At 65.6% G+C, this 21,462-nt stretch carries 18 protein-coding genes and 1 pseudogene; 10 read left to right on the forward strand and 9 right to left on the reverse strand.

The features are described from left to right. Window positions 1–261: 261 nt before the first annotated feature. A complete protein-coding gene (gene opgC / locus QX070_RS15595; RefSeq protein WP_315737908.1) occupies window positions 262–1,629 on the forward strand; it encodes an OpgC domain-containing protein in 1,368 nt (455 codons plus the stop codon). Window positions 1,630–2,060: 431 nt separating this feature from the next. After that, a pseudogene (locus QX070_RS15600) lies at window positions 2,061–2,192 on the forward strand (IS3 family transposase); the annotation flags it as partial. Between the two features lie 53 nt (window positions 2,193–2,245). Here the strand turns inward: QX070_RS15600 and QX070_RS15605 are convergent. The 3 genes from QX070_RS15605 to QX070_RS15615 form a co-directional block, all read right to left on the reverse strand. After that, on the reverse strand, window positions 2,246–3,478 hold the full coding sequence (locus QX070_RS15605; RefSeq protein ID WP_315737909.1) for a GGDEF domain-containing protein: 1,233 nt from the start codon (window positions 3,476–3,478) through the stop codon (window positions 2,246–2,248). A gap of 155 nt (window positions 3,479–3,633) precedes the next feature. Continuing rightward, a complete protein-coding gene (locus QX070_RS15610) occupies window positions 3,634–5,142 on the reverse strand; it encodes a class I adenylate-forming enzyme family protein (RefSeq protein WP_315737910.1) in 1,509 nt (502 codons plus the stop codon). Window positions 5,143–5,193: 51 nt separating this feature from the next. Then, entirely contained in the window at window positions 5,194–7,020 is a 1,827-nt protein-coding gene (locus tag QX070_RS15615; protein ID WP_315737911.1) for an extracellular solute-binding protein, read from the reverse strand. A 261-nt stretch (window positions 7,021–7,281) separates the two neighbouring features. On the opposite strand from QX070_RS15615, the gene QX070_RS15620 reads away from it, so the two are divergent. Beyond that, on the forward strand, window positions 7,282–8,058 hold the full coding sequence (locus tag QX070_RS15620) for an invasion associated locus B family protein (protein ID WP_315737912.1): 777 nt from the start codon (window positions 7,282–7,284) through the stop codon (window positions 8,056–8,058). 149 nt (window positions 8,059–8,207) lie between these two features. Here the strand turns inward: QX070_RS15620 and hspQ are convergent, their stop codons facing one another. Then, on the reverse strand, window positions 8,208–8,540 hold the full coding sequence (gene hspQ / locus QX070_RS15625; protein ID WP_315711998.1) for a heat shock protein HspQ: 333 nt from the start codon (window positions 8,538–8,540) through the stop codon (window positions 8,208–8,210). 144 nt (window positions 8,541–8,684) lie between these two features. Between hspQ and QX070_RS15630 the strand changes: the two genes are divergently transcribed. Further along, complete coding sequence (locus tag QX070_RS15630) at window positions 8,685–9,638, forward strand: AEC family transporter (RefSeq protein ID WP_315737913.1); 954 nt, start codon at window positions 8,685–8,687, stop codon at window positions 9,636–9,638. 6 nt (window positions 9,639–9,644) lie between these two features. Here QX070_RS15630 and QX070_RS15635 read toward each other — a convergent pair whose 3' ends face one another. Then, entirely contained in the window at window positions 9,645–10,844 is a 1,200-nt protein-coding gene (locus tag QX070_RS15635; RefSeq protein WP_315737914.1) for a UbiH/UbiF family hydroxylase, read from the reverse strand. A 118-nt stretch (window positions 10,845–10,962) separates the two neighbouring features. Here QX070_RS15635 and pcsA point away from each other — a divergent pair, with 118 nt between their 5' ends. The 3 genes from pcsA to QX070_RS15650 all read left to right on the forward strand — a co-directional run bounded on the left by pcsA (window position 10,963) and on the right by QX070_RS15650 (window position 13,594). Continuing rightward, on the forward strand, window positions 10,963–11,697 hold the full coding sequence (gene pcsA / locus QX070_RS15640) for a phosphatidylcholine synthase (protein ID WP_315737915.1): 735 nt from the start codon (window positions 10,963–10,965) through the stop codon (window positions 11,695–11,697). Further along, window positions 11,694–12,419, forward strand: coding sequence for a TerC family protein (locus QX070_RS15645; RefSeq protein ID WP_315737916.1), 726 nt, complete (start codon window positions 11,694–11,696; stop codon window positions 12,417–12,419). Before pcsA ends, QX070_RS15645 begins: the two co-directional genes overlap by 4 nt. Before the next feature lie 200 nt (window positions 12,420–12,619). After that, window positions 12,620–13,594, forward strand: a complete 975-nt coding sequence (locus QX070_RS15650) for a quinone oxidoreductase (RefSeq protein WP_315737917.1) — start codon at window positions 12,620–12,622, stop codon at window positions 13,592–13,594. 24 nt (window positions 13,595–13,618) lie between these two features. Here the strand turns inward: QX070_RS15650 and QX070_RS15655 are convergent, their stop codons facing one another. From QX070_RS15655 to QX070_RS15665, 3 genes are all read right to left on the reverse strand, one after another. Further along, window positions 13,619–14,374 carry a hypothetical protein gene (locus QX070_RS15655; protein WP_315737918.1) on the reverse strand — a complete coding sequence of 252 codons (756 nt, stop codon included), beginning with the start codon at window positions 14,372–14,374 and terminating at the stop codon, window positions 13,619–13,621. Between the two features lie 120 nt (window positions 14,375–14,494). Further along, window positions 14,495–14,776 carry a hypothetical protein gene (locus QX070_RS15660; protein ID WP_315737919.1) on the reverse strand — a complete coding sequence of 94 codons (282 nt, stop codon included), beginning with the start codon at window positions 14,774–14,776 and terminating at the stop codon, window positions 14,495–14,497. 389 nt (window positions 14,777–15,165) lie between these two features. Continuing rightward, window positions 15,166–16,362, reverse strand: a complete 1,197-nt coding sequence (locus QX070_RS15665; protein ID WP_315737920.1) for an acetylornithine transaminase — start codon at window positions 16,360–16,362, stop codon at window positions 15,166–15,168. 418 nt (window positions 16,363–16,780) lie between these two features. Between QX070_RS15665 and QX070_RS15670 the strand changes: the two genes are divergently transcribed. Next, a complete protein-coding gene (locus QX070_RS15670) occupies window positions 16,781–17,902 on the forward strand; it encodes a DUF2336 domain-containing protein (protein ID WP_315737921.1) in 1,122 nt (373 codons plus the stop codon). 91 nt (window positions 17,903–17,993) lie between these two features. Here the strand turns inward: QX070_RS15670 and rimO are convergent, their stop codons facing one another. Next, on the reverse strand, window positions 17,994–19,319 hold the full coding sequence (gene rimO / locus QX070_RS15675) for a 30S ribosomal protein S12 methylthiotransferase RimO (protein ID WP_315737922.1): 1,326 nt from the start codon (window positions 19,317–19,319) through the stop codon (window positions 17,994–17,996). Window positions 19,320–19,432: 113 nt separating this feature from the next. Here rimO and QX070_RS15680 point away from each other — a divergent pair, with 113 nt between their 5' ends. Both QX070_RS15680 and QX070_RS15685 read left to right on the forward strand, forming a co-directional pair. After that, window positions 19,433–20,023 (forward strand): ANTAR domain-containing response regulator, encoded by a 591-nt coding sequence (locus QX070_RS15680; RefSeq protein WP_012044202.1) that lies wholly within the window; start codon window positions 19,433–19,435, stop codon window positions 20,021–20,023. Continuing rightward, window positions 20,020–21,174: a CmpA/NrtA family ABC transporter substrate-binding protein gene (locus QX070_RS15685; RefSeq protein ID WP_315737923.1), complete on the forward strand. Its 1,155-nt coding sequence runs from the start codon at window positions 20,020–20,022 to the stop codon at window positions 21,172–21,174. Before QX070_RS15680 ends, QX070_RS15685 begins: the two co-directional genes overlap by 4 nt. Window positions 21,175–21,462 lie beyond the last annotated feature (288 nt).

Raw genomic sequence — 21,462 nt, forward strand, 5'->3', positions numbered from 1 at the left:
CCTAGGAACCTCTCTCTGTGGACCTCCGGCTGATTTACGCGCTGTGCCGTTTGAACGATGATCGTCAGACGGATAGCCTCACGCGCCAGCAGGTTCTACCAAGCGCCGCCATATGATCGTTATCGTAATAGCTTTCGTGGCTGGGGTCGGCGTGAAGCAGATCGAGATTGCGGCGTTGTCACGATCCGGCAGCGCGGCGGTGACTTTTTGTCAAATTCGGTCCCTCTTGAAGCGTGCTCGTACGCCGGACGGGGCAATCAGATGCGTGATCGAACTGTCGACCTGAAGCCATCGGTAGGCGCGTTGCCGGAGCTGAAAGGCTACGGCCGCGATTTGCGCATTGATGCCTGCCGCGGCATCGCGCTCTGGTGCATCTTTCTTGATCATGTCCCCAACAACATCGGGAGCTGGCTGACGCTGCGGAACTACGGCTTCAGCGATGCCGCGGAAGTGTTCATGTTCGTGTCGGGCGTAACCTGCACGTTGGCCTACGGCAAGGCATGGCGCTGCGGGGGCTGGACCGGCGTGATCGGCCGAACGCTGTGGCGAAGCTGGGATATTTATGTCGCATTTCTGCTGCTCACGCTCGCCTGCGCCATCATGGTTCACCTCGCAGGCGGCGGCCATCTTGCCGACGAGAGCAATACGCGCATTCTGTTGGAACAGCCGGGCGTGACGCTCGCGCACGCGGCGATCCTGCAATACTGCCCCGTCAACACCGACGTCTTGCCGCTCTTCGTGCTTTATCACCTTTTGTTCGCGCCGCTGCTGTGGCTGCTGCTGCGAGCGCCGAACGCAACGCTCGGCGCGTCGCTGTTGCTTTACGCACTGGTGCACGTCTTCGGCTGGAGCATCCCGGCATGGCCGAACGGCCACTGGGCCTTCAATCCGCTGGCGTGGCAGCTGCTGGTCGTGCTTGGCGTGTGGTGGATGATCGAAGACAAGAGAGCCCGGCCATGGGTGACCTCAGGCACCGCGCTTGTGGCTGCCGCTCTCTATCTGGTGTTCAGCCTCATCATCGCATTGAGCTGGAGCATCAAACCGCTGGAAGCGCTGGTCCCGCAGGCGCTGCTGACGCTGCTTTACCCGATGGACAAATCGAATCTCGATCCATTGCGACTGCTGCATTTCTTGGCCCTTGCGGTTTTGGTGGTATGGTTAGTGCCTCGCAATTGGCGAGGGCTGACGACGGCGGTGATGCGCGGCGCCATTCTCTGTGGCCAGAATTCGCTGCCAATCTACTGCCTCGGCGTTCTGCTGACGTTCGCCAGCCGCCTGGCGCTGCTCGGCATCTCGGAGGGGCTGACGATGCAGATCGCGCTCAGTGTTGGTGGCGTCCTAGTGATGATCGTGGCGGCGACGCTGCTGAACTTGATCAAGATCAAGCCGAGGCAGCAGCCGGACGCGAAGCCCGTCGAGCAGACAACCAGGTCTGAGCTGGTCGTCAATCTCAAGCCAGCCAAGGCGCTCGGCGTTGACATTCCGCCCACGTCGCCCGCCTCGGGCCGACGAGGTGGCCGAATAAGGATGCTGTTTGCTCCGGTGCGCGAGTCCGGCTGCGGCGCTGGTCCAGTGCCAGCAATGAGCACGCCTTCGGGCCACCAGCGAAAACTGTGGGTCAGGTCGTGAATTAGATCACAAGGACCGTGGAGCCTGCCCTTTATTCTTCCGGCCATCGTACAGAGGAGCCAAGGCCATGATTTCCCACCCAAGGACCCACAAGGGAGCGGTGCTGATCGCGGCGTGTGTGATGTTTGCCTGCGTAGCGGCATTATTGTCGGTCAACCTGACGTCACCCACTAGCGCCGCGCTCGGCGCTGACTGGCAGTGCAGCCGGCTTGCGCTCGTTATCACGACCTGCACCCATGTGCGTGCACACGAGACCGTTTCAACTGGCGTGCGCAAGCGGACCTGGTACCCGGAATCATAGCTCGGTGACGCGGCGGTCTTTGAAGCGGCGTTGCCGGGCCTTTTTCTTGGTCCAGACGTTTCTTGGTCCAGACGAAGGGCTCAGATCTGACGTTATATGCTTTGATGTAGTGACCTGCCCCTAAGAATTTGCGGCCTATGCCGCCAACCTCACCGCAACGGGCGATCGGCTGCGCAACCCCGACCAGCTCCGCCAATCGCCCGTTGCTGCACCCGCGCCACTCGGCGTAAAATTCAACAGGACTCTAAATGCTACTGGATGAAACTTCGGTGGCAGGTCACTCGCAATGACGCCCGTGACGCAGGCAACATCGTTCTATGAAGCCGCGCGTTGCGCCTCGCCGTAGACGCGGGCCAGCAGGCTTCGGGCGGTATCGCCGGCCTGCAGCGCGGCGACGGTGACCGAAGGCTCCGTGCGCGTATCGCGCTTGCCGTGGGAGGTGTGGCGCATCACGCTGGAGAGGCGGCGCGCGATGGCGTGAGCCGAGCGCAGATCGGTCTCGGCGAACACGACGACGACCGAGCCGTTGTCCTCGTGGGTGCCGAAATCCATCCGCCGCATCAGGCGGCTGATGATGCGCGCGCCGTCATACTGCGCGCGCGGATTGACCGGATCGAACGCGAAGCGGGCGACGGCAAGGCTGCCGCCGTTCTTCTGGGTCTGGCTGACGGCGGCGGCGAAGTCGCGGGCGAACGCGTTGCGGGTGAGCAGGCCGGTCTGCGGATCGAGCATGCCGCCGGCTTCGATGGCGCGCAGCGTGCGGTTGAGGCGGGCCTCGAAGGCGTGCTGGCGGATCAAGGGCAGCGCGCTGGCCGCGATGTGCGCGGGAGCGCCGGCGATGATCTCGAGATTGGCGAGTTCCTGCAGCGGTGCCGGCTGGTTGGCGGTGACGACCACGGCGAGGTTGCGGAAGCGAGTGTCCTCGGCAAGGACGGCGAGGAACGCATCGACCACGCGCGGCGAAAAACCTTCGCCGAGCACGATCCCGTCGATGTCGCGGCTCGACAGATGCTTCGCGGCGGCTTCGATGCTCAGCGCGCCGACCACGGCCATGCGCTCGCCGAGCGCAACCGAGAGGCCGGGCAGAGAGGTGCCGCGGCCGAGCAGTAGCACGGTCGCATCATCGAGCGGATCTGTTTCCGGCAGCGCGGCGTCGGGCGTCTTCTTCTCGTCGAGACGGCGCAACACGGTGGTGTGCAGAGTGCGGACACGCAGGGCGGCGCGCAATCGCGCCAGCAGCCGTTCGTGGTTGTCGCTGTCCTGCAGGGGAAGAGCGTGATCGGGCAGGGTTGCGTCACCCGGCGTGATTGCGATCAGCGGCACGTAGGGCTTTCGCGCGCCGATATGACGCGAGAGCGCCGCAAGCTCGGCCGCATCAGCGCCCTCCATCACGGCCACCACTGCGGCCGGCTGCACCTTGGACATCGCGCTCAGCGCATCGGTCCAGCGCGTTTCGACGGAGGGGAGAATCTGCGCCGCCGCGAGGGCAGCCGTCAGCGAAGGCCGCGTGGAAGGAGAGACGATGAGAAGCGGGCCTTGTGGGGACATCCAGGAAACTCAGGATACGCTGACGATACGTCGCGATCCTAGGTCGTTCCCGTTAACGCGGCGTCAACACTGTTCCGAACGCACCGGTTCCCCTGTCAGAGCGCGCGCCCTTCTCGCGGGCGCACCGGATCGACGACCTGGCCAACGCGGCAATATCAACCGCCCGAGCTGGCGCGATCGCGGAAGGCCTCGACCATCAGCGGATTGAGTCCGAGTTCGGCGAGCGCTTCCCGTGCGCGCGCATTGTCCATCGCGCGGCCCGCGAGGCGGTGACCGCTGAGACGGTCGGGCAGAGCGGTGAGCAGCGCGCCTTGGCCGAGCCGCCGTGACCATTCGTGCAGATCTTGCGCGAGGAAGCGGTAGCCGCCCACGGCCATCACGCCTGCCGGCGGCGCCGTGATCGAGATTGTGTCCTGGGCGCGGTCGAAACGCACGGCGTATTCGGTGTCGACGTAGTCGCGCGGCGCTGCCGGCAGCAGCGAGTCGCTTGGCGGCGGCGGTGGCGCGTAGGCGGCCAGCACGACCATGGGCCCACGCAGTCCGAGCGTGCCCTTCGGCGTCACCAGGATCTCGCCGGCGATCGACGAGCCCGGCTGTTCGCGCGGCGCGCCCTGGCGTCCCGGTTTGACCGGGCCCGGGCTGCCGTCGGCCGCGGTGCGGCGCACCGCGAACAGGCCGGCTTCGCCGAACAGATAGACATCGGTGAGCTCGATGTCGCGCGTCTTCCACGATGCGCTCGACGCGACCTGCTCGGGCGCGCGCCACAGGCCGAGCACATAGCGCAGGTTCGGCAGCCGCGCGGCGAGGTCGCCCTCGTCGAGACGCAAGGCGAGTTGGGCCGGGGCGATCAGCGTATCGCAGGCCAGCTCCGCGAGCTGCTGTTCCAGCGCATCGGCGTCGAACGGGTGATGTAGCGCAAGGGTGCCGCCGGACAACAGCCATGTCACGACCGAAGCGGCGAGACCGGCGAATGACGACGGCAGGAAGGCCGACATCATATTCACGCCCTGCGGCAGATCGCTCTCGAGCGAGACGGCGAGCCCGCCGGCGATCAGGCTCAAATGGGTGCGCGGGACGGCGCGGAAGCCGTCGGCGGTCACGTCGAACGAGACGATCGCGGCCTTGCGGCCGTCCGGCATCATCCCGCGCGTCGAACGCGAGGGTTTTGCGATCGACTGGTCCAGCGAATACATGCCCTCCGGCAGGTCGGAGCCGAAGCCGCAGACGTGGCGGATCGAGAACGCCTCCGCCGCCGCGTTCATCGCGAGATCGGAGTGGATCACGCCGTCGATCTTCGACATCGTGACGATGGCGCGCGCGCTGGTGCGGTTCAGCGCCGCCACGAGCTCCGACTGACGCCACAGCAGCGGGAACACGGCGACCACGAGGCCGGCGCGATGCGCGGCCAGCACCGTCAGCACGAACTCGATGGTGTTGGGCAGTTGGACCGCGATCACCGAATGAGCGGGCAGGCCGGCGTCGATGAAATGCGCCGCCAGCGCAGAGATCACGCGATCGGCTTCGGCATAGGTCAGGCGCATCGGCGGCCGCCCGGCGACGCGCTGCTTGTTGATCGGATCGACCAGCGCAACCGCATCCGGCTTGCGCGCCAGGATGCGTTGAAACAACGCGTCGAGCGTCGGCGACGTATTGGCCTGATTCACCTGTTGCCCCGTACTTTCACGGACCCGGCCACGACCAATTGCCCCGATTGGTCACTTCTGTGCCGGCTCCGGCCGCTGCCACCAGCTCTCCGGGAGCGCTCCCGTCAAAGCCGTCCTCTTTGGCCGTTCTATACGATTCCACCGAGCAATCCATTCCTCGGCGGCATTGAGCACTGGAATAGCGTAGAACCCCGCCATCAGGGTACGGTCCAATGCGCGAACCGTCGAGATAAATTCCGGCCTGTCGCGGGCGCGCAACAGCGCCGCGATCATGGCGTCGATCGCAGGATCCTTGGCGCCCATGTAGTTGCGGGTTCCGGTGCGGTCGGCGGCCTCGCTGCCCCAATAGAACGCCTGCTCGTTGCCGGGAGACAGCGACTGGTCCCAGCGGTTCTGGATCATGTCGAACTCGAAGCTCAGGCGGCGCTGGTCGAACTGCACGGGATCGACGACCCTGATCGAAGCATTGATGCCGGCCCGCTTGAGACTGCCGGCGTAAGCCAGTGCAATACGCTCCTGATCGCGCGTCGTGACCAGGATCTCGAAGGCGAGGGGGGCCCGCGTCGTCCGATGCCGCAAGACGGTCCCGTCGAAGCCGTAGCCAGCCTCGTTCAGCAGATCGAGCGCCGCCTTCAGCGTTGCGCGGTCGCGGCCGGACCCGTCGGTGATCGGCAGGCGGTAGCTGCCGTCCAGGATGTCGGCGGGGATCTGCGCGGCGTACGGCTTCAACAGCTCGAGCTCGGCCGCATCGGCTGGACGTCCATAGGCCGAAAGCTCGGATCCGGCGAAATAGCCGCCGCTGCGGCGGTACAGCCCGAAGAAGTAGTTGCGGTTGATCCATTCGAAATCGAACAGCAGCGTCAGCGCACGGCGCACCTTCACGTCGGCGAACACCGGCCGCCGCGTGTTGAACACCAGGAACTGCGAGGGCTGCGGCATCCCCGAGGTGAAGCTGTCGCGGATGACCTCGCCATTGCGCGCGGCCGGGAAATCGTACCCGTCGTGCCAGCGCAGCGGCTCGGTCTCGACGCGGAAGTCGTACAGCCCGCGTTTGAAGGCTTCGAACTGTCCATTGGACTCGCGGTAGTAATCGAGCCTGATCTCGTCGAAGTTCCACAATCCGCGGTTGACCGGCAGGTCGCGTCCCCAATAGTCCGGATTGCGGGTGAGGGTGACGCTGGATCCCGGCTGCACCGCCGTGACACGATACGGGCCTGACCCGAGCGGCGCGGTCATCGTCGTGTCCTCGAAGCTCGCCACGTCCGTCGCGTGCTTCGCTAGAATGGGCATCAGGCCGAGGATCAGCGGCAGCTCGCGGTCCTCGGCGCCGCCGAAATCGAACCGGATGGTCAGCGGGTCGAGCACGTCGGCCCTGGCGACCTTGCCGTAGAACTGCCGGTGGTTGGGGCGGCCGTGATCGCGCAGCAGCGCAAAGGAGAACGCCACGTCCTCGGCGAGCACCGGGCTGCCGTCGGAGAAGCGGGCACGCGGGTCGAGTCGGAAGGTGACATAGGTCCTGTTCTCGTCGGTCTCGACGGTTTTCGCCAGCAGGCCATACAGCGTGAACGGCTCGTCATTGCCGCGAGTGAGCAGGCTCTCGACCACATAGCTGCGGATTTGCTGCACTGCGATGCCGCGGACGATGAACGGGTTCAGGCTATCGAAGGTGCCGAGCAGTCCCCAGACCAGACGACCGCCCTTGGGCGCGTCGGGATTCGCGTACGCCATGTGGTCGAAGTCGGCGGGCAAGGCCGGGTGACCATGCATGGCGATCGCCGCAGTTTCTGCCGCGTTCGCCGTGGGAGTGTAGACCGCGGGCAACAATGCCAGAATGACGGCGACCCATCGCACGGCCGCGCTGAACATGCGCTGCAGCATCAGGATCGGGGCGCAAGCATTTGATTCGGAACAGGTCACAAGGGGCTTTTACCACAGGCTCGCCAGCGCTAGACCGCGGCTTCGACATGGTCTCGCGGCATTGATTCTTCCGCGCACCGCGTTAAGAAGGCGGGCGATTGAGTGAGGGCGGCAACGCCTGTCACTTAACCGCCTCATTTCCTGAGGAGACAGCCGCTTCAACGGCTTGGTGTGGCGCCTTTGGCGGTCTCGGGCGCTGCCGTTCAGAAAGGGTTTTCCGCAATGAATTTCCGTGACTTGGCCTCGTCGGTTGGGCCGCGTGGGCGGCTCGTCGCGCTGCTCGCGGTCACCGCGCTGGCCGTTTCCTTCGCTTCTTCGGTTGCGCAGGCTCAAGCGCCGAAGGCGAAGGCTCCGGCTGCCGCTCCCAAGGCTCCCGCTCCGGCCGCTCAGGCCCCTGCAACTCCTCCCGCCGGCGGCCAGCCTCAGGCCCAGGCTCAGCAGGAGATGCCGCAGCTGATCTACGCGCCGTGGACCAAGTTCTGCCTGAAGGGGCAGGATGCCAACGCCAAGCAGGTCTGCTTCATCGGCAAGGACGGCCGCATCGAATCCGGTCAGCCTGTGGTTGCAGCCGTCATCATCGAGCCTGAAGGCGAGCCGAAGAAGATCCTGCGCGTGACGCTGCCGCTCGGCATGCAGCTCCAGCCCGGAACCCGCATCGTCATCGACAACAACCAGTTCATGGAAGGCAAATACGTCATCTGCTTCCAGAACGGCTGCATGTCGGACTACGAAGCCACGCCTGAGTTCGTGAACAACCTGAAGAAGGGCCAGACCCTGTTTGTCCAGGCGATCAACTCGAACGGCACCGCGCTGACGCTGCCGCTGCCGCTGCAGGAAGGCAACAGCAGCTTCGCCAAAGCCTATGATGGCCCGCCGACCGACCCGAAGCAGTTCGAGGAGACCCAGAAGAAGCTGCAGGAAGAGCTGCAGAAGCGCGCCGAGGAGCAGCGCAAGAAGCTCGAGCAGACCCAGCCAGGCCAGCCGCAGGCGAAGCAGTAACGCCGGTCGGGTCCATTCCGCAAAATCAAGGGCGCTCCATTCGGAGCGCCTTTTTCGTTCTGCGAACGGATGTGAGGGGAACTTGCGCGCCGGGACCAAAGATCAAGCCTGCGCCGACGGCGCTGGGTTGAAACCCTCCGGTCGACAGGTCAGTTCATCAGCGGATTGCGCGGACGATAGCCGCCCGACTTGTCCTTGATGAAGATCTCCGCAACCTGGGAATGGCGGATCGGCTCGCCGGACTCGTCGGGAACCAGGTTCTGCTCGGAGACATAGGCGACGTATTCGGATTCCGCGTTCTCGGCCAGCAGGTGATAGAATGGCTGGTCCTTGTGCGGACGGACCTCCTCGGGAATCGACAACCACCATTCCTCAGTGTTGTTGAACTCCGGATCGATGTCAAAAATCACGCCCCGGAACGAGAACACCCGATGCCGGACGATCTGGCCGATCTGAAACTTGGCAGTTCGCGCTTTGATCATCCCAGTCGAATAGACCAGGATGGGGAGCGATGCTAGTGCCCCGCGGGCGGATTTGATCTAGACCAATCCGATTCGCGTCAAGCCGCGACGCCCCCGCATTCCAGGCCCTTCCCAGGCCCCCTCAGGGGGTCATCTTCCGAGCCCATGTTCGACATTCTCAATCTGGCCCTGCCTTATTTCGGCGTCGTTTTCATAGGCTTCGCCTGCGGTAAGTGGAGGAGGCTGCCCGAAGCCGGGCTCGCCTGGATGAACTTCTTCCTGCTCTACGTCTCGCTGCCCGCTTTGATGTTCAACCTCATCGCGCGCACGCCGTTCACGGAGCTGAGCAACCCTCCCTTCCTGGTTGCAACGACGCTTGCCACCATGCTCACCTTCGCCCTGGCGCTCGTGCTCGGCAAGGCCATCGGGCGGCTGTCGCTGCGCGAGGCGACCATGGCCGGGCTCGCGGGTGGCTACGGCAATATCGGCTATATGGGGCCGGGGCTGGCGCTGGCCGTGCTCGGGACTAAGGCGGCGGCGCCGACCGCGCTGATCTTCTGCTGCGACAGCATCTTCCTGTTCTCGATCGTGCCGCTGCTCGTCGAGCTGACCGAGCGCGACCACGCCTCGGTGGCGCATGCGCTGCGCACCGTGCTGCGCCAGATCCTGCAGAACCCGCTGATCATGGCGACGGCAGCCGGCATCCTGGCGGCCGCATTTCAGCTGCATCCGCCGACGGTGCTCGATCGCACCCTGCAGTTCCTGCAGAACGCCGCTGCGCCGACGGCGCTGTTCGCGCTCGGCGTGACCGTGGCGCTGCGCCCGTTCGAGCGGCTGCCCTGGGAGGTGCCGGTCCTGACCGTGGTGAAGCTCGTCGTCCACCCGCTGCTGTCGTTCGGGCTGATGCTGCTGTTCGGGCCGTTCGCGCAGCCCTGGGCGGCGACCGCGGTGCTGATGGCGGCGCTGCCGCCGGCGCTCAATGTGTTCGTAATCGCGCGCCAGAATGACAGCTGGATCGAGCCGGCCTCATCGGCGGTGCTGATCGGCACCTTCGCCTCGGTGATCACCCTGACCAGCGTGATGTGGCTGATCCAGACTGGCCGGCTGGTGTTTCCCTGACGGTGCTCAACCGGCCCTGCGCGTGGCTCTCCATGACGGCGCCAGGCCCTCGCGCATCGCGAGCCGCCGCAGCGGGCCGATGCCGCCGATCAGGTGCATGCCGACGGCGCGCAGCGACTGCATCGGCAGGAGATCGCTGAGCAGCGAGCGGTTGGCGACGTCGATGGCGAAGGTGCGGCTCAGGATGTCGGCGCGGCGCGCCGCACCATAGCGCGCGAGCACCTGCGGCGCCCCGATATCCTCGCCGGCCGCATTGGCCTTGCGCACGACATCGGCGATGTCGATGCCGTCGCGCAGGCCGAGGTTCAGTCCCTGGGCACCGATCGGCGGCACCACATGCGCGGCCTCGCCGACCAGGACGATGCGGTTTTGCGCGTAGCGCAGGGGCCGCTCGATCGCGAGCGGAAACACATGGCGGCCCGGCTCGACGCGAACGCGGCCGAAGATCGAATGCGACTGCCGCTCGGCCGCGGCGGACAGGGCATCGTCGTCGAGCGCGAACAGCCGGTCGGCCTCCTTCGGGGCTGCGACCCAGACGACGCTGGAGCGGTCGCCCGGCAGCGGCACGAACACACAAGGTCCCTGCGGCGTGTGGAATTCCGTCGACACGTTGTGATGCGGCCGCGCATGGGTGATGTTGAAGGTCAGCGCCGACTGTTGCAGCGTGCGCCGGCTCACGCCGATGCCGGCGGCCTCGCGGCACAGCGAATGCCGGCCATCGGCGCCGATCACGAGCCGCGCCGTCAGCACGCGGCCCGATGCGCTGGTGACGGTCACCGCATCGGCATCGCTGCGGACGCTTTCCGCATCCTCGGCGATCCGCATCAGGCCGTCGATCTCGCCGGCGCGTTGTTCCAGCGCCTCGACCAGGACGGCATTGGCGACGTTGTAGCCGAACACGTCGAGACCGATCTCGTCGACGACGAAGCGCACCTCCGGGGCCCGGATCAGCCGGCCGGTATCGTCGACCAGCCGCATCGCCTTCAGGCCGGCGGCGCGGTCACGGCACGATGACCAGACGCCGATCTCGTCGAGGAAATCGACCGAGCCGCCGAGCAGGGCGGTGGTGCGGTTGTCTGCATACGGGGCCTTGCGGGCCACGAGCGCCGTCCGCGCCCCGGTCTGCGACAAGGCAACGGCGGCGGCGAGCCCGGCGGGCCCGCCGCCGACGACGATGACATCAAAGCTGGCGTCTGTGTTGCTCATGCGGGAACATTTGACGTTCCTGCGGGGCTTTTTCAAGAGTATTGCGTGAGCCTGCGCGGCGCATCGCCGCAACGGCGGATATGCAATTGGCTCCGATTCCTGATAGCACTGGCGCCGCATGGATCAGTTGAGACCAGAGAGCAGGGTGGCCGCAACGCCCGCCCATCGCGCCGCGGCGTTCTCGGTGCACGTCTTCACCGCGCTCGGTGCGGGCGTCGCGCTGCTCGCGCTGCTCGAGGCCGTACGCGAGCATTGGACTGCGATGTTCTGGTGGCTCGGCGTCGCGCTCGTCATCGACGGCATCGACGGGCCGCTGGCGCGTCGGCTCGACGTCGTCCATGTGCAGCCGGACTGGTCGGGCGACGTGCTCGATCTGGTAGTGGATTTCACGACCTATGTGTTCGTGCCGGCCTACGCCATCACCGCCAGCGGGATGCTGCTGCCGCTCGCGGCGCCTGTCATCGGCGTCGGCATCGCCGTCACCGGCGCGCTATATTTCGCCGATCGCCGCATGAAGAGCGACGACAATCATTTTCGCGGCTTTCCGGGACTCTGGAACATCGCGGCATTCTACCTGTTCCTGCTGCATCCCTCGCCATCGTTGGCGACCTTGGGGCTCGCGGTCCTGATCGCGCTGACCTTCGTCCCATTCCATGTCATCCACCCGGTGCGCGTCGAACGGCTGCGCTGGCTGACGCTGCCGCTGGTCGCGCTCTGGGGCGTCCTGGTCATCGATGTGCTGGGAAACAACTTCGCCGTGGGCCCGATCGTGACGACGCTGTTGTGCGCGATCGCCCTCTACATCGTCGCGAGCGACTCCGCGATCCGCCTGTTGAGATCCTTGAAAGCATGATCGACCTTCTGACCAGTCCCGAAGCGTGGGCGGCGCTGCTCACCCTGACCGCCCTCGAGATCGTTCTCGGCATCGACAACGTCATCTTCCTGTCGGTGATCACCTCGCGCATCCCGCAGCCGCAGGCGACACGCGCCCGGCAGGTCGGGCTGGCGCTGGCCTTGATCTTCCGCATCGTGCTACTCAGCGTGCTGGTCTGGCTGATCGGGCTGACGCAGCCGGTGCTCACGATCGGCGGCGTCGGCTTCTCCTGGCGCGACATCATCCTGATCGCCGGCGGCTTGTTCCTGATCGCCAAGGCCACGCATGAGATCCATGCCGAGGTCGAGGCGCGTGAGGACGGCGGGTCGCAGGGCGGCGGCACCAACAAGTTCTTCTGGGTGATCGTGCAGATCATCGTCATCGATCTCGTGTTCTCGCTGGACTCGATCATCACGGCGATCGGCATGGCCCAGGATCTCGAGATCATGATCGCCGCCGTCATCATCGCCATGGTCATCATGTACGTGTCCTCCGGACCGGTCGCTCGCTTCGTGGCGAACCATCCGACCACCAAGATGCTGGCGCTCGCTTTCCTGCTCCTGATCGGCGTCGCGCTGGTCGCCGACGGCTTCAAGTTCCACATCCCGCGCGGCTACATCTACTTCGCGATTGTCTTTGCGCTGGCGGTCGAAGCCTTCAACGTGATGGCCTCGCGCAACCGCAGGAAGCGCAACGCCTGACAGGTGCCGAGTTGACAAGGCCGTCGTGATCGCCTTCGCTTTTGCCGCCGGCAGCGCCCGATGCACGGCCGGAGTCCGGCTCCTTCAACGGAGCCGGATGTCCGATGAGAATCAGGTCCGATGAGAATCAGGTAAGTGTCGAAAGTTCTCTCGCCGGATTCTCGGACGCGGCGATGGAGAGTCCGAAGGGAGATGGCGGGATGACCAAGGCGGTGCGCGTGCACAAGGTGGGAGGCCCCGAGGTGCTCGTCTATGAGCCGGTCGACATCGCCGCGCCCGGCCCCGGCGAGGTCCGCATCCGCCAGCACGCGATCGGCCTGAACTTCATCGACGTGTACTACCGCACCGGACTGTACAAGGCGCCCGGCCTGCCGTTCATCACCGGCAACGAGGCGGCAGGCGAGGTGATGGCCGTAGGGCCGGGCGTCACGAATTTTCATCCCGGCGACCGCGTCGCCTACTACGAAAATCTGGGCGGCTACGCGACCGAGCGCAATATCGCTTGGCAGCGCCTGGTCAAGCTGCCCGACCACATCACCTATGAGCAGGGCGCGGTGCTGATGCTCAAGGGGCTGACGGTCTGGTATCTGCTGCACAAGACGTTCAAGGTCGAGCCGCACCATCGCGTGCTGATCCACGCTGCCGCCGGCGGCATCGGCCTGCTGGCCTGCCAGTGGGCGCGCGCGCTCGGCGCGCACGTCATCGGCACCGTCGGCTCCAAGGCGAAGGCCGATCTCGCCCTGGCCAATGGCTGCGACCACGTCATCCTCTACAACGAGGAGGACTTCGTCGCACGGGTCAAGCAGATCAGCCGCGGTGAATTGTGCGACGTGGTCTATGACGGGGTCGGCAAGTCGACCTTCCCCGGCTCGTTGTCCTGCTTGAAGCCGCGCGGTCTGTTCGTCAGCTTCGGCAATGCCTCGGGTCCGGTGCCGCCATTCTCGATCGCGGAGCTCAACAGCCATGGCTCTTTGTTCGCGACCCGGCCGAAGCTCAACGACTACATCGGCAAACGGTCCGAGTTGCTGGAGGGCGCCGACACGCTGTTCTCGGCGGTGATCAGCGGCAAGCTGCACGTGCAGATCAATCACGCCTATGCGCTGAAGGATGCGGGCCGGGCGCACGCCGATCTCGAAAGCCGCGCCACGACCGGGGCCTCGATCCTCAAGCCATAGGCGCTTGGCGATCGGGATCTGCCGCTAGAATTCGTCCCGGATCGAAGCGCCACCAGCCGAAGCCCGGCTCCAGAGCACCGCGTCCGTCTGCGCTGCCGTCGTCGACGCCTCGATCCGCGCCGGCGCGAGGCTGTCTTGTCCGTCGCGCCAGGCGCGCTCGCGCTCGGGGTCGTCGAGCGCCAGAACGAGACCCTGATTGAGCTCATAGAGGCCAGCGGCGAGTCCTGCGCTGTCGAGCGCTTCCCTGAGCGAATCCTGCACCAGGGCGCGCAGAGCGACGTGTGGCGCCGAGACCGGCACGTCCACCTCGCGGCCGGCCATGGCCTGCGCGCAGGCGCGCCGGTCGAACGAGGCATGGCCGCGGCAGGCGAGCGGACGCGCGGGATGGATGATGCAGCCGCCGCGCACGACGAATGGGCAAGGCTGGCGCAGCTTCATTCGCTCGGTCTCGCCCAAGCCGCGCGTCGCGCGGTTGGCGAGCTTGATCCGTCGAGACAGCGAGCCGAGCGCGGTTGCCGGCATGCGCTGATCGATCTGCCGGGCGTAGCGCGCGAGCAGGAAGATCTCCGGTGCCGTCGCCGTCACGCGCAGCGCGCAACAGGAGGGGCAGCCTTTGGCGCAGGCGAGGGCGGGCAGATGCGCCGTCTGGGCATGGATGTTGGCTTCGAACAGATCGAAGGCGCGGTCGGCGAGCATGTTCGCCAGGTTCTGCGAGGCCTGCCCGGACGCCAGCAGCGCGCTGAAGACCCGTCGCAGTTCGCTGAAAGCTGCTTCGCTCAATGTTGTCCTCCGACGCCCGCACGAACCAAAACGTCAGCGACCGCGGCGCACCCGGCGCACCGCGGTCGACAAGGATGAGGCAGAGAGGACGCCCGCTGCCTCATCCGGAGAGAGCCGACGTCAGGCAGCAACGCCTTTCAGGATCGCGTCGAAGCAGGGGCGGGGGATGCGGAAGAATCCGCGGCCGCCGGCGAACGTCCGATAGTGCGGACGTGCCATCTCGAGCAGGCGCTCGTACCATTCGTTCGCGGTGAGCCCGGCCGGCTTCTCGCCGATCGAGTTGATGTCCGAGTTCGGAAAGAAGCGGACGTGAATCAAAACCTCTTCGGTGGCGGCAGCGGGGGCGATGTGGCTCGCGGCGTCCGTGACGGGTAGTGCCCGAGCCAGATTGTCTCTCGCCATTCTCGTATCTCCTTGTGTCGTACCGACGTCGTTGTCGGCGGAATGATCATCAGCTTGGTCCGGCAAGCCTCGTCCCTCCGAGCTGATCACATCCCGTACAACGCTATATCCACAAGGATATAACGTATGTCATCGGACCGCAGGTGTTTGGCTCCGCAAAGATCGTTGGTCAGGCGGCGCGCTGTCTTTGATCTAGGTCAATCGACGTCCGGTTCTGGAGCCTCCGGCGCGACACGATAGACCTGACGTTGTGGCTCCTCGTCTTCGCGCCGGCATGCTTCCGCTCCTCCGACAATCATGTTCTCGGCGATCGCGCGCCCCTCCGGACGCGCATCCCGCAAGGTCGGCTCGACTGATGAATGCCGCGCCGGTCCTAGCGACCTGAGCTGCTACGCCACGCACCGGGCAGCGCCGACCTTGGTCAGGATGCCATCCAGCGTGTCGATCATCGCCGCGATTTCGTCCCGGGTCACGTTGAGCGCCGGCATGAAGCGCAACGCATCCGGACGCGGCGCGTTCAGCAGCAGGCCGAGCTCGAAGGCATGCGCGACGATCGCCGGCGCGATCGGTCTGATCACGTCGAGCGCGAGCAATAGACCACGGCCGCGCACTTCGCCCAGGCCGTGCCTTGCCGAGATGCGCTGCAGCTCACTCTCGAGATAGATCCCGTTGTCCGCGACAGCCTTGAGAAACTCCGGCTTCTCGATGACGTCGAGCACAGCAAGTCCCGCCGCGCACATGAGCGGATTGCCGTTGAAGGTGCCGCCCTGATCGCCATGCTCGAAACAAGACGCCGCATCGGTCGCCAGCAGGGCGGCGAGCGGGACGCCACCGCCGATGCCCTTGCCCAAGGTCATGATGTCCGGGAGGACGTCGGCATGCTCATAGCCGAACAGCTTTCCGGTGCGGCCCATTCCGGTCTGGATCTCGTCAACGATCAGCAGCAGCCCGTGCTCGGCGGTCAGCGCCCGCAAATGCTGCAGGAACTTGTCCGTCGCGGGCCATACGCCGGCCTCACCCTGGATCGGCTCCAGCATTATCGCGACCGTCTGGTCGGAGATCAGCGCCTCGACCGAGTCGATGTCGTTCAGGCGCGCCTTGGGAAAGCCCGGTACCTTCGGCTCGAACAGCGGCTCGAACGCCTTCTTGCCAGAAGCCGACATCGTCGCCAGCGTCCGGCCGTGGAAGCCGCCCTCGAAGGTGATGATCTCATACGCGCCGTTCTTGCGCAGGGCGCCGTATTTGCGCGCGAGCTTGATGGCGCCTTCATTGGCTTCGGCGCCCGAATTTGTGAAGAACACCTGGTCGAAGCACGAGCGGTCGACCAGTGCTTTGGCGAGTTGCAGGCTGGTATCGTTGAAATAAGCTGGGCTCGGCGTGATCAGGCGCGCCGCCTGGTTGGTGAGCGCGCTGGCAAGCTCCGGCGGCGCATGCCCGAGCGCGTTCACGGCCCAGCCCTGGATGAAGTCCAGATAGCGCTTGCCGTCGTCGTCCCATAGCCAGGAGCCCTTGCCCTGAACGAAAACGGTGCGCGGACGCGCCGTGATCTCCATTAGAGCGTCGTAGGGATGGGAGGCGGTCAGCATGTGCAATCTCCTGTGCTCAGGGGGAAACGGTGGGCCAAAAAGCGAGAAGGCCGCTCCTTTGCGGGAGCGGCCTTCTCGAAAACCTGGAGCTGATGAGCTAGCTGATCAGCAACGTCTTCGGACATGGCGCGCCCCGGCATCGTCACGGCGGTGACGACGGCAAACGGCGGCGCGGCGGTTGGTCCGGTTGAAGATCATGCGGCGGCCATACAGGCAAATCGCAACCGGTGTCAAGATGCCGGCCTGCAGGCTGCAATACGGGCCGCTGCTCCGGGAAGCGGCGAGGGAAGCGCCGGCCGGTGCGAAGGCCGCACGATCCAATCTCGGGTCTCGCGCTTTAGTGACAACTTTACCAAACATTTAGCGGCTGCGTTTACTTTGCCGGGCAGCTTGAAAATGCAAGCGCTCAGGACGAGCGATGTCGAACCCCCATCTCACGATCGCCGAAGAAGTGCAGGCGGCCATAGCCACCGGCTCAGCCGACCGCTGCTCCGGCGTGGCCGAGCGGGTGGCCGCCCTGTTCGTCGCCTCGGCCGGCAGCCTGGATATCGAGCAGCACGCGCTGTTTGCCGACGTCTTCGAGCGTCTCGTCAACACCATCGAGCTGCGCGCGCTGGCCGACGTCGGTGCCCGGATCGCACTCGCCGAACTCAGCGCCCAGCTTGCCCCGATCCCGCAGGCGCCGGCCGGCGTGATCCGGCGGCTGGCCTATCATGACGACATCGCCGTCGCGGGGCCGGTGCTTTCGGAATCGCCGCGGCTGAGCAGCGAGGATCTCGTCGAGATCGCGCAGACGCGCGGCGAGAAGCACCTGATTGCGATCGCCGGGCGCTGGTGGCTGCAGGAGATCGTTACCGATGCGCTGCTCGCGCGACGCTATCCGAGCGTGAGCCGCCAACTGATGAGGAATCCCGGGGCGCGGGTGTCTCCCGCCGGATTCGCCGCCATCGTGGCACAGGCGGCTGGAGATGCGGAGCTCACGGTCGCGGCCGGCATCCGCGCCGATCTGCCGGCAGCCTTGCGCAGGACCCTGTTGCAGCGCGCGACGGAGGCGGTGAGGGCGCGGCTGCTCGCGTCGGCGCCGCCGCATCTCTACGAAGAAATCCGCAGCGCCATTTCAGCGGCCACGGTCGACGCCGAGCGCGACATGTCGCGAAACCGCGATGGTGGCAGCTCCAAGGTGGCGGTTGGCCAGCTGAAGCAGGGCGGAAAGCTGACCGAGGCCGCGCTGCTGGAATTTGCCCGTCAGCGGCGCTACGGCGAGACGATCGCGGCCATCGCGGAGCTCGCGAAATGCAGCATCGAGCTGGTGCGGCCGCTGATGCAGAGCCTGCGCAGCGACGGCATTCTCGTGCCGTGCAAGGCCGCTGGACTGAGCTGGGTCACGGTTGCGGCCATCCTCGACAGCCGGTTCGTCTCAGGTGCAACGCCTCCCGACGAGCTGACCAAGCTCAAGAACAAATATCTCGAACTGAAGCAGGACGAGGCGCTTCGCCTGCTGAAGCTCTGGTCGGTTCGCACCACGGGCTCCTCGCACTGAGGGGCGGTCCGCAGGTCCAGGGCGCGTTGACACGCCCATTCTGCAATTCCCGCGAGTTCCCGACGGTGGCCCGAGACGCGACAGAGCCGCGCTAGAAACCCGCGACCGTCCCGTGCAGGTCGTATTCGTCGGCACGCTCGATCTTGACCGTGACGATCTCGCCGACACGCAGCGGCCGCCGGCTGGACAGATAAACGGCGCCATCGATGTCGGGGGCATCAGCCTTGGTGCGGCCCTTGGCGACGCTTGGCCCGACCTCGTCGATGATCACCTGCTGACGCGCGCCAACCTTGCGCTTGAGCCGGCGCGCCGAGATCTTCTGCTGGCGAGCCATCAGGGCGTCCCAGCGCTCCTGCTTGACCGCGTCCGGGACCTGGTCGGGTAGGGCGTTGGAGGTCGCGCCGGCCACCGGCTCGTATTTGAAGCATCCGAGCCGATCGATCTCGGCCTCATCCAGCCAGTCCAGCAGATAGGCGAAATCCGCGTCCGTCTCGCCGGGGAATCCGACGATGAAGGTCGAACGCAGCGCAAGGTCGGGGCAGGCTGCCCGCCAGGCCTTGATCCGGTCCAGCGTCTTGTCCTGCGCCGCCGGGCGGCGCATCGCCTTCAGGACGTTCGGGCTGGCATGTTGGAACGGGATGTCGAGATAAGGCAATATTTTACCGTCGGCCATGAGGCCGATCACCTCGTCGACATGCGGGTAGGGGTAGACGTAGTGCATTCGCACCCAGGCGCCGAGCTCGCCGAGTTCGCGGGCCAAATCGAGGAAGCGAGCCCGGACGCTGCGGTCCTTCCAGGCGCTTTCGGCATATTTCAGGTCCAGCCCATAGGCCGAGGTGTCCTGCGAAATGACCAGCAGCTCCTTGACCCCGGCTGCGACCAGCCGCTCGGCCTCGCGCAGCACGTCGGCTGCGGGGCGCGACACCAGATCGCCACGCAGCTTCGGGATGATGCAGAAGGTGCAGCGGTTGTTGCAACCTTCGGAGATCTTCAGATAGGCGTAGTGCCGGGGCGTAAGCTTGATGCCCTGCGGAGGAACCAGATCGAGATGAGGGTTGTGCGCAGGCGGCGACGCGCGGTGTACGGCGTCCAGCACACTCTCATACTGCTGCGGGCCGGTGATCGACAGTACGCCAGGATAGGCCTGCTCGATCTGCTCCGGCTCGGCGCCCATGCAGCCGGTGACGATGACCTTGCCGTTCTCGGCCATGGCCGAGCCGATCGCCGACAGCGATTCCTGCTTGGCACTGTCCAGGAACCCGCAGGTGTTGACGATGACGACGTCGGCGCCGTCATGCTTCCGGGCAAGCTCGTAGCCCTCGGCGCGGAGACGCGTGATGATGCGCTCGGAATCGACCAAGGCCTTGGGACATCCGAGCGAAACAAAGCTGATCTTGGGCGCCGAACCCTGCTGCATCTTGGAACTGCCTGATGAGATAGGCGTCAGCTAGTCCGAATTGTCCAGAAAGACAAGGCTTTGAGGCGGCCACGTCCATGCTATGGGTGAGGGCCCGGACAACCTGGTGATCGATGAGCGCCGAGCAATCGCCTAAAATCGTGATCGTCGACGAAAGCCCGATCCGCGCGGCCATCCTGGAGGAGGGCTTGCGGGAAGCGGGCTTTACCGGCGTCGTGCATGTCAGCGAGATGCAGGGTCTTCTGGCGCGCATCTATGCCCTGGATCCGGACGTCATCGTCATCGACCTGGAGAACCCGAGCCGCGACGTGCTGGAGCAGATGTTCCAGGTCAGCCGCGCCGTCCGCCGGCCGATCGCGATGTTCGTGGACCAGAGCGACGCCGCCTCGATCCAGGCCTCGGTGGAGGCGGGCGTCTCCGCCTACATCGTTGATGGCCTGAAGAAGGAGCGGATCAAGCCGATCCTCGACCTCTGCATCTCCCGCTTCAATGCGTTCTCCAAGCTTCAGGACGAGCTGGAGCGCGCCAAGTCCGCGCTCGAGGACCGCAAGGTGATCGACCGCGCCAAGGGCATTCTGATGAAGATGAAGGGCTTCACCGAAGAGGAAGCCTACGTGCTGTTGCGCTCCACAGCCATGCGCGAAAAGAAGAAGATCGGCGAGATCGCACAATCGATCCTGACCGCCTCGGAGATGTTGAAATGACCGGCCCGCTTCGCATTGGCTTCATTCCGCTGGTCGATGCCACGGCGCTGATCGTCGCCGTCGATAAGGGCTTCACGGCCGCGGAGGGGCTCGACGTCACCCTCGTCCGCGAGGTTTCCTGGTCGAACGTCCGCGACAAGCTCAACATTGGCCTGTTCGATGCCGCGCATCTGCTGGCACCGGTGGCCATTGCGTCCAGTCTTGGTATCGGCCACGTCAAGGTTCCGATCGTCGCGCCGTTCAATCTCGGCGTGAACGGCAACGCGATCACCGTGACGCCGGCGCTGCATGCGGCAATCATGGCCCACCTCGAGGGTGATCGTTTCGACCCGATGGCGACGGCGCTGGCCCTGGCGCGCGTCGTCGCTGAACGGCGCAAGGCCGGCGCCGAGCCGCTGACTTTCGGCATGACGTTTCCGTTCTCGACCCACAACTATCAGTTGCGGTTCTGGATGGCCGCAGGCGGCGTCGACCCCGATGAGGACGTCCGCCTCGTGGTGCTGCCGCCGCCCTACATGGTGGAGAGCATCGCCAACGGTCACGTCGACGCGTTCTGCGTCGGAGCACCGTGGAACTCGATCGCGGTCGATCTCGGCATCGGCCATATTCTCCACTTCGTGTCTGACGTGCTGGTGCGCGCGGCCGAAAAGGTGCTGGCGGTCAGGCAGAGCTGGGCTGACAAAAATCCCGGCGCCCTCGCCGGCCTGGTCCGCGCCTGCGCCAAGGCCGCCGACTTCATCGAGCAGAACCACGCAGAAGCCGCGCGTATCCTGGCCCAGCCGGAGCGGATCGGCGTCGATGCGGAGGTGCTCCAGCGTACGCTGGACGGCCGCCTCAAGATCTCGCCGGATGGCACCTTCCGCGAAAGCTCGCGCTATCTGCTGGTGGGCCGGGAAGAAGCGGGACGGCCCGAGAAGATCCAGGCGGCATGGCTGTATGCCCAGATGGTGCGGTGGGGCCAGACTCCCCTCAGCAATGAAGCCCTGGGCACCGCCATGGGCGTGTTCCGGCCGGATATCTACGACGCGGCGATGGGCACGGCCGCGGTCGGCACGGATGCCGCCATCGGCGCGTTCGCTGGTCCGCCTTTTGCGGTGGACGACGTGATCGGCCATCTCAAGGCATTCAAGATCGGCCGCTGGACGGCCTGATCCACCGCTCCGATCAGGGTCTGGGCACCGGGCGCCGCCGACCAATTTTTGGGCGGCGTGCCCGTATTTCGGGGCCTGAGCCTGACAACGCGCCTTCATCGATTCGGGCAGCGACCTGATTCTTCGCGCTTTTCCTTGATTTGTCCCGCTGGCACGCAACTTGAATGTTGCGGTGCAGTCGGCCGCCGCAGACGCCGCTGACTGCAATCCATGTCGGATTTCCGCAGCAACGAAGCTGGTCGGATCGCTCACCTGAATCAGGCCATACCGGCCGGTCGGACGATGCGA

Origin of the sequence: Bradyrhizobium sp. SZCCHNR1093 (genome assembly GCF_032381175.1) — a bacterium.
In the GTDB taxonomy this organism is placed as follows: domain Bacteria; phylum Pseudomonadota; class Alphaproteobacteria; order Rhizobiales; family Xanthobacteraceae; genus Bradyrhizobium.

What these genes read in the sequence shown, in the direction of transcription:
- opgC (WP_315737908.1), top strand. Translation starts at nt 262, where the DNA reads ATGCGTGATCGAACTGTCGACCTGAAGCCATCGGTAGGCGCGTTGCCG.
- QX070_RS15605 (WP_315737909.1), bottom strand. Translation starts at nt 3,478, where the DNA reads ATGTCCCCACAAGGCCCGCTTCTCATCGTCTCTCCTTCCACGCGGCCT.
- QX070_RS15615 (WP_315737911.1), bottom strand. Translation starts at nt 7,020, where the DNA reads ATGCTGCAGCGCATGTTCAGCGCGGCCGTGCGATGGGTCGCCGTCATT.
- QX070_RS15620 (WP_315737912.1), top strand. Translation starts at nt 7,282, where the DNA reads ATGAATTTCCGTGACTTGGCCTCGTCGGTTGGGCCGCGTGGGCGGCTC.
- hspQ (WP_315711998.1), bottom strand. Translation starts at nt 8,540, where the DNA reads ATGATCAAAGCGCGAACTGCCAAGTTTCAGATCGGCCAGATCGTCCGG.
- QX070_RS15630 (WP_315737913.1), top strand. Translation starts at nt 8,685, where the DNA reads ATGTTCGACATTCTCAATCTGGCCCTGCCTTATTTCGGCGTCGTTTTC.
- QX070_RS15635 (WP_315737914.1), bottom strand. Translation starts at nt 10,844, where the DNA reads ATGAGCAACACAGACGCCAGCTTTGATGTCATCGTCGTCGGCGGCGGG.
- pcsA (WP_315737915.1), top strand. Translation starts at nt 10,963, where the DNA reads ATGGATCAGTTGAGACCAGAGAGCAGGGTGGCCGCAACGCCCGCCCAT.
- QX070_RS15645 (WP_315737916.1), top strand. Translation starts at nt 11,694, where the DNA reads ATGATCGACCTTCTGACCAGTCCCGAAGCGTGGGCGGCGCTGCTCACC.
- QX070_RS15650 (WP_315737917.1), top strand. Translation starts at nt 12,620, where the DNA reads ATGACCAAGGCGGTGCGCGTGCACAAGGTGGGAGGCCCCGAGGTGCTC.
- QX070_RS15660 (WP_315737919.1), bottom strand. Translation starts at nt 14,776, where the DNA reads ATGGCGAGAGACAATCTGGCTCGGGCACTACCCGTCACGGACGCCGCG.
- QX070_RS15665 (WP_315737920.1), bottom strand. Translation starts at nt 16,362, where the DNA reads ATGCTGACCGCCTCCCATCCCTACGACGCTCTAATGGAGATCACGGCG.
- QX070_RS15670 (WP_315737921.1), top strand. Translation starts at nt 16,781, where the DNA reads ATGTCGAACCCCCATCTCACGATCGCCGAAGAAGTGCAGGCGGCCATA.
- rimO (WP_315737922.1), bottom strand. Translation starts at nt 19,319, where the DNA reads ATGCAGCAGGGTTCGGCGCCCAAGATCAGCTTTGTTTCGCTCGGATGT.
- QX070_RS15680 (WP_012044202.1), top strand. Translation starts at nt 19,433, where the DNA reads ATGAGCGCCGAGCAATCGCCTAAAATCGTGATCGTCGACGAAAGCCCG.
- QX070_RS15685 (WP_315737923.1), top strand. Translation starts at nt 20,020, where the DNA reads ATGACCGGCCCGCTTCGCATTGGCTTCATTCCGCTGGTCGATGCCACG.